We start from the raw sequence: 12943 nt of genomic DNA on the forward strand, positions 1-12943 counted from the left end.
ATATAATATACAAAAGCCCTGTTATGAAGGAACTAATAAACATAAGTAAAAACTATCAAAAAGTGACTTTAGTATTCTAATAACTGGTGAAAGCGGTACAGGTAAGGAACTGTTTGCAAGCTCTATACACAACTACTCTAAACGCAAAAACGCACCTTTTTAGCAATAAACTTTGCATCACTTCCGGAAGAAATAATAGAAAGTGAACTATTTGGATATGAAGAGGGTGCCTTTACTGGAGCAAAAGGGTGGAAAAACAGGTTTATTTGAAATAGCAAATGGTGGAACTATATTTTTAGATGAAATAGGAGATATAACTCCCAAAATACAGCTAAGACTATTAAGGGTACTGCAGGAAAAGGAGATTTTAAAGGTTGGAGGAAGTATGCCAATCCCAATTGACGTTAGAATTGTTGCTGCAACAAATAAAGACCTTTTTCCCTTGTTAAAGAGGGAAAGTTTAGAGAGGACCTTTACTACAGGCTTAAAAGCTTTATATAAAGCTTCCTCCTTTAAGGGATAGAAGGGATGATATACTCATTTTATTTAACTATTTTTTAGATAAAAAGTCAGAGTTTCCACTTGAAGTGTCAAAGGAGGTAAAGGATATTCTTCTTTCCTACAATTGGCCTGGTAATGTTCGTGAGCTTGAAAATACTGTAGAATACATACTTGCTATAATAGAAGAGGATATAATAAAGCCCCATCATCTTCCTGAGGACTTAACATCCATAAGAAAACCCTGCAGTCTTGATGAAACTGAAATATTTATACTAAAAACCATAAAAGAATTTAATATAGATAGAAAAATAATTGGGAGAAAAACTTTATCAGAGCTCTCCTTTAAATGTGGTTTAAACCTTTCAGAACAGCAGATAAGAAGTAAGCTAAACCTTCTACAACAAAATGGATATATAGAAATAAGCAGAGGAAAGGTTGGAATTAAGCTAACTTCAAAGGCAAATTCAATAATATAAAGGGTACCTGAATAAATGCAGTAAACATTTATTCAGGTACCCTTTACCTTTATTCCTCTATTTGAAATTGTTCTAATCTGTATTGCTGTACCTTCTTTTAAGTTCATCAAGAAGGTTTTTAAATTCAATTATATCCCCCGACTCAAGCAGCCTATTAAATCTATCTTGGTAATCTGTAGACTCTGAAATTTTACCAAGTGAATATAGTGTAATTATGTTATCAAGTATATCTGATATGATACTTGATTTTTCCTCGAACATCTTTTGGGCCTCAATTATTTCTTCCTTTATTTCAGACATCTCTTCGTCTAAAAGAAAGGCAAGTTCTGCTGCTCTTTTTAACCTATCCTTTATTTCTGCTGGGATACTTTGCTTATACTTATAGTTTAATGAATGTTCTACTGTAGCCCAAAAGTTCATTGCAAGAGTTCTTATTTGTATTTCTGCAAGTATTTCAACTTCCCCATCTGCCGTTTGTACTGGATACTTTATTATTATATGGTAACTTCTGTATCCGCTTTCCTTTTTATTCTTTACGTAATCCTTTTCATATACAATCTTTAAGTCTTTACCATCCCTCTGTCTAATTAACTGAACCACTCTATATATATCCTCAACAAATTGGCACATTATTCTTATACCAGCTATATCCTCCATTTCCTCTGCTATCTTATTTAGAGGGATGTCAAGCTTTTGCCTTCTCAAGTATGCTGGATATCTCCTTTACTCTCCCTGTAACAAATTCTATTGGAGAATATTCCTTTTTGCTTCTGTATTGCTTTCTCATACTTTTAAATTTTATCTTTAGCTCCTCAACTGCCTGCTCGTAGGGAATCAAAAATTCTTTCCAGTCATTCACAAGCATTATCCCCACGCTCCTTTCCATAATAATTTTATCAAAAACTCAACATTTTTCAAATATATTTTTATTACATTATTTGTCTCCATTGTTATTTTAATGACAAAATAATACCGCCTGTTAGGCGGTCAGTATTTTAACTTATTTCATAAATTATCCTGTATATTTTCTTTATCTATTCTTAATACTGAAGAATAGTTTGACTTTAGTAGTGAATTTAATATAAAATGACAACATATAAGTATATTAAAACCCATTAAAATAAAAGTAAAAAAATAAATAAACATAAATATCACCACTTTCTATATCTTAATTTAATTGTATCACATTTTCATAACATTTTCAATTTTCAAAATTATCAAGGAGGTCTTTTTATGGACGATCTTAGGGGTAAAAGGGTATACTTTTTGCTTATTACATTATTAGTAGTAATTATACTTCTATCAAACCTCGGCCAAAATTTTAAAACCGACGGTTTTTCAACATCCTTCTCTCTATCAAATTACAATGCATTATACAGCAGATATAATAACTCTAAAAATTACGAAGAATATATTAAGACTTCCTCTGCATATATAGAGAAATTTTTAAAATCCAACGGTTTAAAACCTGTTGAAAATTCATATATACACAACTACAACACTCTAATGCCTAACAAAAATATGCATCCTCCCTTGAGGTTATATCAAAGTATGGTAAGGTTGTTAAAAAATTTGAATATGTAACAGATTACTTTGAAGATTATAGAGGTGCAATTTCAGAAGGAATATATAGGGATGTAGCTCAAATAATAGAGACAGAAGATTTAAGTAATGTAAAATATAAGTCATCAATTGCCTTAACCGATATTTATAACGATAAAAACCTGTATGAAATACTAAATATAGATATAAAACTTAAAAAGATAGGCGTCTCAGCAGTAATAAGCCCAATTCAAGAGAGCGACCTAATATCTCCATCTAATATATATAATGGCACTTACTTTAATTACAACAATGGCTTGACTAAATTGCTTGTTTCACAAAGCGTTTACGATGAATTAAAATATTTAACCAGCAAAGGATATGAGATTAAAATTAAATCAGGTGCCGAAATTAAAGAAACAACTCTACAAAATGTTTACGGAATAATAGAAGGTAAAAATAAACTATATAAACCTATAATTTTTGCAGTTTTCTTTGATGATGAATATAAAATAGACAATAATATAAATAATAAAGAAGTAAACAATTTAATTTCTTCTGGCATAATGCTTGAAGCAGTGCGTGCAATTCAATATCAAAAGCTAATTAAGCCTGACAGAACAATTATTTTCGCCTTTTTATCAGGATATCACCAAAACAAAATAGGTTTAAATATGCTGCAGGACTATTTTGAAGAATACGATTTGGTCTTGCTCGAAAACATAGGAAATTCACTAAACTCAGTCATAAACTATTCAAAAATCAAAGAGATTTGACCTCAACATCCGAATACTATCTCAAAAAATCAAATAAATATTTTATCAAAAATATTGACTTAAGTTCTCTAAACAAATACACTAATATTACGACTATTTCACATCAAAGTAACATTAATACACAATTTGTAACAAAGTGGGGAAAATTCCTATTAGATTTAATAGGAAACACCTGCTATAATTTAGATTTCTTAACAGGCAGCTTCTATAAACTAAGGCTTTTTAAAAACTTAATACGTGAGTATTCGGCAATTATTTCATTAATTACATTAATACTACTGATTTACACAATATTTAAACGACAAAAACCTTTGACGTAAAATAGTTTTAGATGTAAACTATTTATAGATAATATTTTTCTACAAAGAAGGATGGTGAAAATGGATAATTTAGCAACTTTATTTAAAGAAAAAAACTTAAAACTTACACCACAAAGATATGCTATATACAAGTTCCTTAAGTCAACTAAATCGCACCCTTCAGCAGAAATGATATATGAAGCATTAAGACCAGATTTCCCTACAATGAGCCTTGCTACAGTCTACAAGACAGTAAAAACTTTAATTGAACTTGGATTAGTTCAGGAGTTAAATGTAGGAGAAGATAACTTTAGATTTGACGCAAATGTAGCAAACCATCCCCACATTGTATGTACAAAATGTGGTAGGGTTGACGATATAGAGGATGCTGTATTTGAACATTTAAATAGCGAAGTTGAAAACTACACAAACTACAAAGTAAATACACATAAACTTTACTTCTATGGAATTTGTCCAAAATGTCAAGGGAGCTAAATTAATAGCTCCCTATTGTTGATACACAAGCTTTAATACCTTTTCCCAAGCCTCATTGTATTTTACTCTTCCCTCAAGCATATCATATAAAACCTTAGATAAAACATCTAACATATTATTTGGTATATTATCCATAAATACTACACTATTTTTATCCGTAGCATTAAGATGGTTTAATATCTTATCCTGAAACTCATTGTCGTTGCTATTTGCACTTTTAATGGTGATATATAGTTTGCCTCAACAAACTTCTTTTGTGCCTCCTCTGAAAGTAAAAACTCGATAAATGCCTGTGCCTCCTTAGCATTTTTGCTTTTGAGGAACTGCTATAGTTTGACCTCCTGCTCCTGCAAACATTGAAATAGGCTCATCAATAAACTTAACAGGCTCTGTAAAAACAGAATAATTAAAATTTGATGGTTTTATTTCGTCTATAAGTTTTGTTGCCCAAGCACCTGCTGGAAGAATTGCTACCTTCCCTTTTATGAAATCGTCAACACTCTTTCTATAATTTATATCTATGCTTCCCTTTGATAGAGCGCTAGTATTTAATTTTTGAAATATCTCAAAGGATTGATCTATTCCCTTTAATGTAAGATATCCATTTTTGTCTGAGTTGTATTTTGATGTAGCTTCTATAGAACCTGTAGTTTGAGCATTAATCTGGCTAAATAAAATAGCAAGTGTCCAATTATCAAGTGCACCAACCTCCATTGGTGTTACGCCTCTTGCCTTTAACTTTTTACATATATCTAAAAGTTCATTTAATGTAGTAGGTTCCTTTAAACTGTACTTTTTGAAGGTATCAACATTATAGAAAAACTCTATAGTAAGAGGCATATCATTAAATCCGTATATTTTATCATTATAGAGCCCATATCCTATGGATACTTCATAAACCTTTTTGTCTAATTCTTTTTCAATAAAAAACTGTGTTAAATCTGTAAGCATTCCTGCCTTTGCAAAATCAATAATCTGTTGCCTTTTTAGTCCTATTAAATCTACTTCACCCTTTGATATATCATTTTTTATTTTGGTTTCATCTCCATAGTCTGTTATAAGTTCTATTTTTACTTTATCATTTTGCTTTTCATACTCCTCTATTATCTTTTTATAAACTTCTATTATTTTTCCTCACTCTTTGCACCGTAAAATGTTGCAAACTTTACAGTTGTTTTTTCTTCCTTTTTTCTTTACCCATAAGACCACAACTTGATGTTGTAAAAAGCATTAAAAATCCTAAAATAAAAGAAATAAATTTCTTCATCCTTTCGCCTCCTATTAATATATGTTTAAACTTGAGTCAGCACAATATAGATTATACATCTATTTGTATTAGATTTCCACAATAACAAAATTATTATTATTAGTATTTTACCACAAATATTTTTTAATATTACAACATATATATTAGTGGGAGGTGATTATATGAAATTAAGAATCTACGTAATAAAAGAAAACATTTAATTTGGGCGGCAATTATACTGGCTGTAATTATCATAGCAGCAATTATAATTGCATCAAGAAGTACAAATGAAACTATTAATAACATAGGTTCACAATATACAATTAAAGATGATATAAATAACGACGGAAAAATAGACAGCATAATAATAAATGTTGACAAAAAGACAAATGAATACAACTTAAGCGTAGCTATGAGCGATGGAAAGGGTTATGTTATTGAGGCAGATAAAACTATAAAAACACTTGGATACTATTCTGAAGAATGGCCAATGCACGTAACTGTAGACGACATTGATAATGATAAAATTAAAGAGATAGTAATTCAATCAAAGGATAAAACAGGCTCAATATTAGGAATATATAAATTTAACAATGAAAAGTTTGAAAAAATGGCTTCAGGAAGATATCAAATATACGGACTAATTAAACACCCTGCTTCATCCAACAACTTTGTACTTTTAGGTTCAAGAAATAATAGTGGTATAAATTATAATTTATTTATAGCAAAGGAAGGAAAGCTAACTCCTGTACTTAGTACATTAAACAATCTAACACTTGGAAAAGACACTATCGCATCCTTTATAGAATATGTAGAAAAGAAGGAGGTTGAAGCCTTTAATCAAATAATCGACAATAAATTAACTTCAACAATTCAAAGTGGAAACTTCGAAGATGCAAAACTATCAGAGGTTAAATACAACAAAGACGGTATGCCAACAGAAATAACTTATTTAGTAAGAACAAGTGTACAATCCAAGGCTGGTAATGAGGCTCTTGTTTATAAAGTTAGACTAAGCTTGTCTAAGGTTGAAGAAAAACTACCAAAGTATACTATTACAGATTTAAATATAGTTAAATAATATTTGTAAAGACTGCAAATACTATCTGTGGAGGTAAGATATATGAAAAGAGTATTTGCAGTCCTTTTAATTTCTTTTCTGTTTTATTCCTGCTCAATACCTGTATTTAAGAAAAATAACTTATATTCCGACAACATTATGTATTCCTGCATTGGAGATTTTGACGGCGACTCAAGAGTTGACAGTATTTATCTTATAAAAGAAGATGATACAGTAAAAATAGTGTATAAAAGCAAACGAACAACAAAGACTCAAGAGATAAAAATCAATACAAACAATTTTTATTGCAACGTTGAGGATATAAACGACGACAGATGTGACGATTTTATTATCAATTCAATTGAAAACAACGTTGAAAACATATATATTTTTACCTTTAAGGATGCCATAAAGGAAATTTTATCACCAAGCATAATACACAAACAAATAAACTTTATAAAAACAGGCAGTATTTATACAGTATCCTGTGGAGAATATGAAAAACAAGTTAAATCCAGTGAAGATTTAACACTAAAACTAATCTATTCCGCAACTGAATACACCGAATATGGAAAAGCAATTATAACTGAAGGCGTTCTTGTAAATAAAAACAACCAACCGCAATACACAATTTCAATCATATACAAAATCAACAGCCTTGGAAAACTAAACTTTATCGATATAAAGTGCCACCCAGGTGAAATGTGAAATGCCATTTAATTCCATATAGTTTCTAATACCAATAAAACAAGTCACCTATTTTTTAACCTAATCAGCGACAGAAGTCGCCTACTTCTATAAGTGGGTGATGAATGTTGCTAAAAAGTAGTGAAAACCAAACTACTAAAATTAGCCATATGAATGGTAAAACTGGGGATGGAACAGCCCTTTGAGCGTGGGTAAACTTGCTCCGATAGGAGTATTGACCACGAAACCAACACCTCTATAGGTGGGGGTAGTTCAATAAGTGACTTGTTTTATTAAAATCATATATTATCAAATAAATTATCAAGAACTAATACGGTAGCACCCTTTATAATTGCATCTCCTTTTGTATCAGCTCTTTTTATTGTACAGCTTTCATATAAATCTGGTAATGCATATTTCTTTGCATTTTCAATTGTACCATTTAAATAATAGTCATTTACATCAATCAAATCTCCACCTAATACAATAAGTTGTGGATTAAATGTATTGATTAAATTTGCAACTGCAAGTCCTAAATATTCTGCCGCTCTATTTATTGCACATATTGCTCTTTCATCCCCCATTAAAGACAATTCGTGGATTGTCATACAATCTTTTTTAGTCCTTGTTCTTCTGCATATCTTTCAACAGCCTTCTCTGAACTAAAAGTTTCTATACATCCTCTATTTCCACAGCTACATAAGGGACCATCAAAGGCAACCTTTGTATGACCAAATTCTCCAAAACCATCAGTATATCCCCTTATCTGCTGCTTATTATTTATTAATGCCACACCTACACCATAACCAACTTTTACACTTATAAATTGGTCTACATATTTACCAGCACCATACCAACTTTCACTAAGTGCCATAGCTCTAACATCTCTATCCAAAAAGCAGGAATATCAAATATCTTTTCTAAATCCGTTCTTATATTTTTATTTTTCCATCCGTAATTTGGTGAATAAATAATTTTACCCTTCTCTGCATCTACTATGCCGTGTGCCGCAATACCAATTCCAAGTAGCTTATCTTTAATAATACCATTATCGTTAATTAATCTTTCTATCCCCTCTTTAATTATATTTATTGCTTCCTCATAGGTTGTATTTTGAGTTGTTTTAACAGATATCTTATCGATTATTTTTGATTCCATATTTAAAACTGCGGTCCTAATTCGCGTAGAACCTATATGTACAGATAATATATAATATGAATCAGCATTTATTTTAAGAAGTATAGGTTTTCTTCCACCTGTAGACTGTCCAAGGTCACTTTCTATAATTATATTTTTATTTATAAGTTCTGCTGTGATATTTGTAACTGTTGCCGGAGTTAAATTTAAAATCTTTGCTATCTCCGCCCTTGAAATCGGTCCCTTTAGCCTTATCACATCTATAATAAGGCCTGTATTTATTTTTTCATAAGCTGGAAGCTTCCTGGCACAATATTATCCATAAATACACCCCCTTTTACCATTATAGAAAGAATTTTAACAATTTTCAATGTTAATTTATTTAATAAACCATAACAAAATGCACAAAACCCAGGCGAAATGTGTTCCCATATATTGGTTCTATTCACATTCTCACCTGGGTGGCACTATTTTAGCCTCTCATTTATCTTTTTAATAGTCTGTTGACCAACCATTCCGTCAACCGTTAACTTATTTGCCTTTTGAAATGCTTTTACTGCCGCTTGTGTATTAGTTCCAAAGTATGTCGTTGTTGTTGCTATATTTAGATATCCTAATTTCTTTAATGCCTCCTGCAGTTTCTTTACATCTTCCCCTCTTACTCCTATTTTCAACGGTCTTGTATATATTAACTGCATTACATTATTAGTCGTATTATTTACTTTGCTTTGTGTAGTTGTATTTGTTCCACTTGAACTATTTGTTCCTCCTGTTGTGTTTGTTTGTGTACTTGCCCCACTTGATGTATTTTGTTCTCCCTGCTTTTTTAACAGCTCATTTATCTTATTTATCGTCTGTTGACCTGCCATCCCATCAACCGTTAACTTATTTGCCTTTTGAAATGCCACTACTGCATCATAGGTTGCATTATCAAATACTAAAGAAGTTGCATTAGACTTATAATATCCTAATTTTTTTAAAGCTAATTGTAGAGCAGTGACATCTGTTCCTTGAACACCCTTCTTTAATACTCTGTTATACACAAGACTATTTATATTATCTTCTGAAGCTGTGCCTCCTCTTGACATTTCCTGCTGTCTTTCTGCAACAAATTTTATTTCTTTTTATCATCAAACTGGCTGTCACTTAATTTATCTTTTATATAACAAATAACTCTATATTCTCCTTCACTTTTTGGTGTATATTGAAGTACGCCTTCATTATTAGAAACCGATGCAATTAAATTTTGTTCCGAATAAATCTCAAACGTATAATCCATTAATTCATAACTACCATTTTCCTTATCCGCCTTTATTATAATAGGTTTATCAACATAAACCTTTTGTGTATCAATTGTTAAATTTTTAATTTCAGGCAATTTAAAGGCTATAAAATTACCACTTATTTTATCATCATATTCATTTTCAGAGTCCTTTTGTTTTATATAATATGTTACATCATATATTCCATCTTCGTTTACACTATAATTATTTTTAAATTCATTTACATACTCAGTTGAATAAACTGTTTTATTATCCTTTTTTACTTCTAATTTATATAAATAATTATCATAATTTTCTATTCCATCTAATTTCAACTCAACTGCTTGTCCAACAAAAGCATATCTATTAGTCATTTTAAGTTCAAGATTATTAATTAAGCCAAACGCTTTTCTTTTATTCCCTTCATATGCTTCATAATATTTATATACAGCATCCGCTATTTTAAAAGATATTTTATCTTGCATTTCAGGATTTGTGACTTTTTGAGATCCTCAGGATTTGTCATAAATCCTGTCTCTATTAAAATTGAGGGCATAATTGTATTTCTTGTTACATAAAAATTTGAATTTTTACTCCTTTATCTACAAAACCTACCGATGTAATCCCACTTAAAACCATTTTTGCTAAATCAATACTTTCAGGCACCTGATAAGGAATATTATCTACTATTCTAACTTTATTCTTTTCAACTCTAAATTCATTATTATCAACTCTAATTAAAACATAATCAATTCCATCAATATTTTCTTCACTTATATATTCATATCTATTTCCTTCATATTCTACATACTTTAAATTTATAATATTGGGTCTACTTGAACTATAATAAATTTCTGTCCCCTTTACATTTGGATTAATTATAGTTTTTCCATTTTGTTGTGAAGCAGAAACATTGTTGTGTACACTTATAAATAGGTCTACTTTATTGTTATTAGCCATATTTACTCTATCCTGAAGACTTACATAATCATCATTAACCCTTGTTAATATAATTTCAGCTCCAAAATTCTTTAATATGTTTGATACTCTTTCTATTATTGCAATATTAATATCCTTCTCTTTATAACCACCATAAACGGCACCTGGATCTTTTCCCCGTGGCCAGCATCTAAAACAATTCTTCTACCATCAAGCATACCTGCAAAAACTATGTTTGACGACATCAACATAGTTATAAGCAGACATGTAATCTTTTTATAAAATTTCAACATGTCCACCCCCAAAACAAATTTAATTTAATTAAATTATACATTAAACTGCTACTATCTTCAATAATTTAACAATATTTTTATCTCTTATTACATTTATTTTGACAAAAGAATAAATAATTTTTATGAAAATGAGCAAAAAGTGGGCCGCTTCTCGGCCCTAAGGGGATGGGGGTTCTGTTTATGGAAACTACTGTTTCCATCTCAAGGTGGTTTCCTTGAGCTTTCATTATTAATTTTAACCATCCTTCATTTTTTTATACATATTAACAAAAAATTTTTATAAAAAGTGTCCTACACTTGAAATATCACTTTTCAACTGACTGATACTCTTTAATAAGATACCTCAACACTTCTGCTGTGTCACTTATTGGTTTACCAGAAAGCATATCCACCCCTGCTTCCTTTAATAGATCTAAAGAGTACTTGCTTCCACCTGATTTTAAGAAGTTTAGGTATCTCTCTACATTTTTCTTATCCTCTAAAATAGATTTTGCAATGCTAATTCCAGCACTTAATCCTGTTGCATACTTATATACATAGTATCCATCATAGAAATGAGGTATTCTTGCCCATTCTATGCTTATTTCTATCATCTATTACGCACTCTCTTCCATAGTACTTGTTGTATAGGTTTCTCCATATCTCTGAAAGTCTTTCGCCATTTAGCGGCTCTCCCTTTTCTGCCATTGTATGGGTTATTAGCTCAAACTCAGCAAACAAAACTTGTCTAAAGTAGGTTGTTCTAATTAATTCCATAAACTCACTTATTATATACCTTTTTGCCTCTCCCTTTAGTTTATCCATAAGGTAGAAATACATAAGCACTTCATTTGTAGTTGAGGCAACCTCTGCACAGAAAATAGTGTAGTTTGAATATACATAGGGTTGAGTTTTTCTTGAAAAATATGAATGTATTGAATGTCCAAGCTCGTGGGATAAGGTTAAAACATCGTCTAATCTTTCATTGTAATTAAGTAGGATATAGGGCTTTGTATCAAAGGCTCCCCAGGAATACGCCCCAGAATATTTACCCTTATTGCTGTAGACATCAATCCATTTGTTACTGAAGGCCTCATCAAGAATCTTTAAATATTCATCTCCAAGAACCTCAAGGCCTTCCTTTACCATTTTCTTTCCTTCATCATACTTAACTTCCATATCTACGCTCTCTACAATAGGTACATAAAGGTCGTAAAGGTGAAGCTCATCAACCTTAAGCTCCCTCTTTTTAATTTCATAAGCTCATCAAGGGATGGAATATTGTCTGATACTATATCAATCAATCTGTTATATAAACCAACATCTATGTTGTCTGAAAATAATGCCCCTCAAGTGCAGACTTAAACCCTCTAACTGTTGCATAGAAAACATCCGACTTAATCTTTGAAGAGAGCATCGCCCCATATGTATTTTTATACTTCATAAAGCCGTTGTGTAGGCTCTTAAAGGCATTTTTTCTAAGTTCTCTATCCTTAGATACTATAAACTGTGAAAAATTATTTATGGTTAGCTCATATTCTTTACCCTTTGAATCCTTAATTGTTTCAAATTTTAAATCCGCAAAGCTGAGCATCTTAAATATGTTTTCAAATCCCTGCGACATCTCTGCTGTCTTTGATAAAAGCTCTTCTTCTTTATCTGACAAAACGTGCTTCTTTTGCCTTATCAAATCCTCAAGTTCGTGTTTATATAACTTAAGCTCCGCTACTTCATCAAAATATCTATCTATAGTTCCATCCTCAAGCTCTAATATTTCAGGATAAATAAAGGCAGTTGCACTGTTGTATTCAACAGATACCCTCTCTCCTAAATCCGCAAGCTCCTGTCCCTTTGTATTGTTGTTGTCCTCATCCCTCTTCATAAAACAGTAAACCGTTATCTTATCACAAAGTCTTCCTGCCTCATCCCTTAAATTCAAACACTCGTATAAAAACTTTGCACCTTTTTTAAAGCTTCCCTAAACTTTTTAATCTCCTCAATCATTCCTCTTAAAACTTCTACATCCTTTAAAAGACTCTCTTCGCTGCTATAGATTGTATCTATATCCCATTTATATTCACTTGGGATATCCTTTCTTTCAATTAAACTATAATCCATAATAACACCTCCTTAGCTTAATTATTACACATTTTATAAATTATTTCCATATAAAATTCATATTGGAAAGATTAATTTGACTATACAACCTTATTTTTGTAATATTAAAATATATAATCTAAACTTTAGGAGG

General features: G+C 30.8%; 18 protein-coding genes and 4 pseudogenes. 8 read left to right on the forward strand and 14 right to left on the reverse strand.

All coding sequences use genetic code 11. The features are described 5' to 3' along the window. Window positions 1-79: 79 nt before the first annotated feature. The 3 genes and pseudogenes from PL321_RS17985 to PL321_RS17995 all read left to right on the forward strand — a co-directional run bounded on the left by PL321_RS17985 (window position 80) and on the right by PL321_RS17995 (window position 977). Window positions 80-270: pseudogene (locus PL321_RS17985) on the forward strand (sigma 54-interacting transcriptional regulator). Further along, a complete protein-coding gene (locus PL321_RS17990; protein WP_273962869.1) occupies window positions 227-523 on the forward strand; it encodes a sigma 54-interacting transcriptional regulator in 297 nt (98 codons plus the stop codon). Before PL321_RS17985 ends, PL321_RS17990 begins: the two are co-directional and overlap by 44 nt. A 16-nt stretch (window positions 524-539) precedes the next feature. Then, window positions 540-977: a hypothetical protein gene (locus PL321_RS17995; RefSeq protein ID WP_443110838.1), complete on the forward strand. Its 438-nt coding sequence runs from the start codon at window positions 540-542 to the stop codon at window positions 975-977. Window positions 978-1049: 72 nt separating this feature from the next. Here PL321_RS17995 and PL321_RS18000 read toward each other — a convergent pair. Then, window positions 1050-1842, reverse strand: a pseudogene (locus PL321_RS18000) (GTP pyrophosphokinase). Window positions 1843-1982: 140 nt separating this feature from the next. Next, window positions 1983-2123 (reverse strand): hypothetical protein, encoded by a 141-nt coding sequence (locus PL321_RS18005; RefSeq protein ID WP_273962872.1) that lies wholly within the window; start codon window positions 2121-2123, stop codon window positions 1983-1985. Between the two features lie 87 nt (window positions 2124-2210). On the opposite strand from PL321_RS18005, the gene PL321_RS18010 reads away from it, so the two are divergent. From PL321_RS18010 to PL321_RS18020, 3 genes are all read left to right on the forward strand, one after another. Continuing rightward, entirely contained in the window at window positions 2211-2561 is a 351-nt protein-coding gene (locus PL321_RS18010; protein WP_273962873.1) for a hypothetical protein, read from the forward strand. Between the two features lie 284 nt (window positions 2562-2845). Further along, window positions 2846-3295: a hypothetical protein gene (locus tag PL321_RS18015; RefSeq protein ID WP_273962874.1), complete on the forward strand. Its 450-nt coding sequence runs from the start codon at window positions 2846-2848 to the stop codon at window positions 3293-3295. 380 nt (window positions 3296-3675) lie between these two features. Continuing rightward, the gene (locus PL321_RS18020; protein ID WP_273962875.1) at window positions 3676-4089 is read left to right on the forward strand and encodes a Fur family transcriptional regulator; all 414 of its coding nucleotides are present in this window, start codon (window positions 3676-3678) and stop codon (window positions 4087-4089) included. A 12-nt stretch (window positions 4090-4101) separates the two neighbouring features. Here the strand turns inward: PL321_RS18020 and PL321_RS18025 are convergent, their stop codons facing one another. Further along, window positions 4102-4224, reverse strand: a complete 123-nt coding sequence (locus tag PL321_RS18025) for a hypothetical protein (RefSeq protein ID WP_273962876.1) — start codon at window positions 4222-4224, stop codon at window positions 4102-4104. A gap of 165 nt (window positions 4225-4389) precedes the next feature. Continuing rightward, the gene (locus PL321_RS18030; protein WP_337961226.1) at window positions 4390-5217 is read right to left on the reverse strand and encodes an ABC transporter substrate-binding protein; all 828 of its coding nucleotides are present in this window, start codon (window positions 5215-5217) and stop codon (window positions 4390-4392) included. A gap of 530 nt (window positions 5218-5747) precedes the next feature. Here PL321_RS18030 and PL321_RS18035 point away from each other — a divergent pair. Together PL321_RS18035 and PL321_RS18040 are read left to right on the forward strand one after the other, a co-directional pair. Then, window positions 5748-6416 carry a hypothetical protein gene (locus PL321_RS18035; RefSeq protein ID WP_337960879.1) on the forward strand — a complete coding sequence of 223 codons (669 nt, stop codon included), beginning with the start codon at window positions 5748-5750 and terminating at the stop codon, window positions 6414-6416. 42 nt (window positions 6417-6458) lie between these two features. Beyond that, window positions 6459-7103, forward strand: coding sequence for a hypothetical protein (locus PL321_RS18040; RefSeq protein WP_273962878.1), 645 nt, complete (start codon window positions 6459-6461; stop codon window positions 7101-7103). Between the two features lie 278 nt (window positions 7104-7381). On the opposite strand, the gene PL321_RS18045 is transcribed toward PL321_RS18040, so the two are convergent. The 10 genes and pseudogenes from PL321_RS18045 to PL321_RS18095 form a co-directional block, all read right to left on the reverse strand. After that, a complete protein-coding gene (locus tag PL321_RS18045) occupies window positions 7382-7690 on the reverse strand; it encodes an ROK family protein (RefSeq protein WP_273962880.1) in 309 nt (102 codons plus the stop codon). Continuing rightward, window positions 7687-8477 (reverse strand): annotated as a pseudogene (locus PL321_RS18055) (ROK family transcriptional regulator). Before PL321_RS18055 ends, PL321_RS18045 begins: the two are co-directional and overlap by 4 nt. A 209-nt stretch (window positions 8478-8686) precedes the next feature. Beyond that, window positions 8687-9307, reverse strand: a complete 621-nt coding sequence (locus PL321_RS18060) for a peptidoglycan-binding domain-containing protein (RefSeq protein WP_273962883.1) — start codon at window positions 9305-9307, stop codon at window positions 8687-8689. 26 nt (window positions 9308-9333) lie between these two features. Continuing rightward, on the reverse strand, window positions 9334-9966 hold the full coding sequence (locus tag PL321_RS18065) for a hypothetical protein (protein WP_273962884.1): 633 nt from the start codon (window positions 9964-9966) through the stop codon (window positions 9334-9336). After that, window positions 9939-10552: pseudogene (locus tag PL321_RS18070) on the reverse strand (N-acetylmuramoyl-L-alanine amidase family protein). The gene PL321_RS18065 and the pseudogene PL321_RS18070 overlap by 28 nt, the downstream one beginning before the upstream one ends. After that, window positions 10537-10713 (reverse strand): hypothetical protein, encoded by a 177-nt coding sequence (locus tag PL321_RS18075; RefSeq protein WP_273962885.1) that lies wholly within the window; start codon window positions 10711-10713, stop codon window positions 10537-10539. Before PL321_RS18075 ends, PL321_RS18070 begins: the two are co-directional and overlap by 16 nt. A 305-nt stretch (window positions 10714-11018) precedes the next feature. Continuing rightward, entirely contained in the window at window positions 11019-11306 is a 288-nt protein-coding gene (locus PL321_RS18080) for a M3 family metallopeptidase (protein ID WP_273962886.1), read from the reverse strand. Then, the gene (locus PL321_RS18085; protein WP_337961228.1) at window positions 11260-11946 is read right to left on the reverse strand and encodes a M3 family metallopeptidase; all 687 of its coding nucleotides are present in this window, start codon (window positions 11944-11946) and stop codon (window positions 11260-11262) included. Before PL321_RS18085 ends, PL321_RS18080 begins: the two co-directional genes overlap by 47 nt. Before the next feature lie 70 nt (window positions 11947-12016). After that, a complete protein-coding gene (locus PL321_RS18090) occupies window positions 12017-12631 on the reverse strand; it encodes a hypothetical protein (protein ID WP_273962887.1) in 615 nt (204 codons plus the stop codon). After that, complete coding sequence (locus tag PL321_RS18095) at window positions 12628-12810, reverse strand: hypothetical protein (protein WP_273962888.1); 183 nt, start codon at window positions 12808-12810, stop codon at window positions 12628-12630. Before PL321_RS18095 ends, PL321_RS18090 begins: the two co-directional genes overlap by 4 nt. Between the last annotated feature and the right edge of the window lie 133 nt (window positions 12811-12943).

This window comes from Caloramator sp. mosi_1 (assembly GCF_028622835.1).
Lineage (GTDB): Bacteria > Bacillota > Clostridia > Clostridiales > Caloramatoraceae > Thermobrachium.

Excerpts from the sequence above, each read along its gene's own strand:
- PL321_RS18010 (WP_273962873.1), top strand. The coding sequence starts at position 2,211 with ATGGACGATCTTAGGGGTAAAAGGGTATACTTTTTGCTTATTACATTA.
- PL321_RS18075 (WP_273962885.1), bottom strand. The coding sequence starts at position 10,713 with ATGTTGAAATTTTATAAAAAGATTACATGTCTGCTTATAACTATGTTG.
- PL321_RS18045 (WP_273962880.1), bottom strand. The coding sequence starts at position 7,690 with ATGACAATCCACGAATTGTCTTTAATGGGGGATGAAAGAGCAATATGT.
- PL321_RS18020 (WP_273962875.1), top strand. The coding sequence starts at position 3,676 with ATGGATAATTTAGCAACTTTATTTAAAGAAAAAAACTTAAAACTTACA.
- PL321_RS18040 (WP_273962878.1), top strand. The coding sequence starts at position 6,459 with ATGAAAAGAGTATTTGCAGTCCTTTTAATTTCTTTTCTGTTTTATTCC.
- PL321_RS18035 (WP_337960879.1), top strand. The coding sequence starts at position 5,748 with ATGAGCGATGGAAAGGGTTATGTTATTGAGGCAGATAAAACTATAAAA.
- PL321_RS18025 (WP_273962876.1), bottom strand. The coding sequence starts at position 4,224 with ATGGATAATATACCAAATAATATGTTAGATGTTTTATCTAAGGTTTTA.
- PL321_RS18060 (WP_273962883.1), bottom strand. The coding sequence starts at position 9,307 with ATGTCAAGAGGAGGCACAGCTTCAGAAGATAATATAAATAGTCTTGTG.
- PL321_RS18095 (WP_273962888.1), bottom strand. The coding sequence starts at position 12,810 with ATGGATTATAGTTTAATTGAAAGAAAGGATATCCCAAGTGAATATAAA.
- PL321_RS18005 (WP_273962872.1), bottom strand. The coding sequence starts at position 2,123 with ATGTTTATTTATTTTTTTACTTTTATTTTAATGGGTTTTAATATACTT.
- PL321_RS18065 (WP_273962884.1), bottom strand. The coding sequence starts at position 9,966 with ATGCAAGATAAAATATCTTTTAAAATAGCGGATGCTGTATATAAATAT.
- PL321_RS18080 (WP_273962886.1), bottom strand. The coding sequence starts at position 11,306 with ATGATAGAAATAAGCATAGAATGGGCAAGAATACCTCATTTCTATGAT.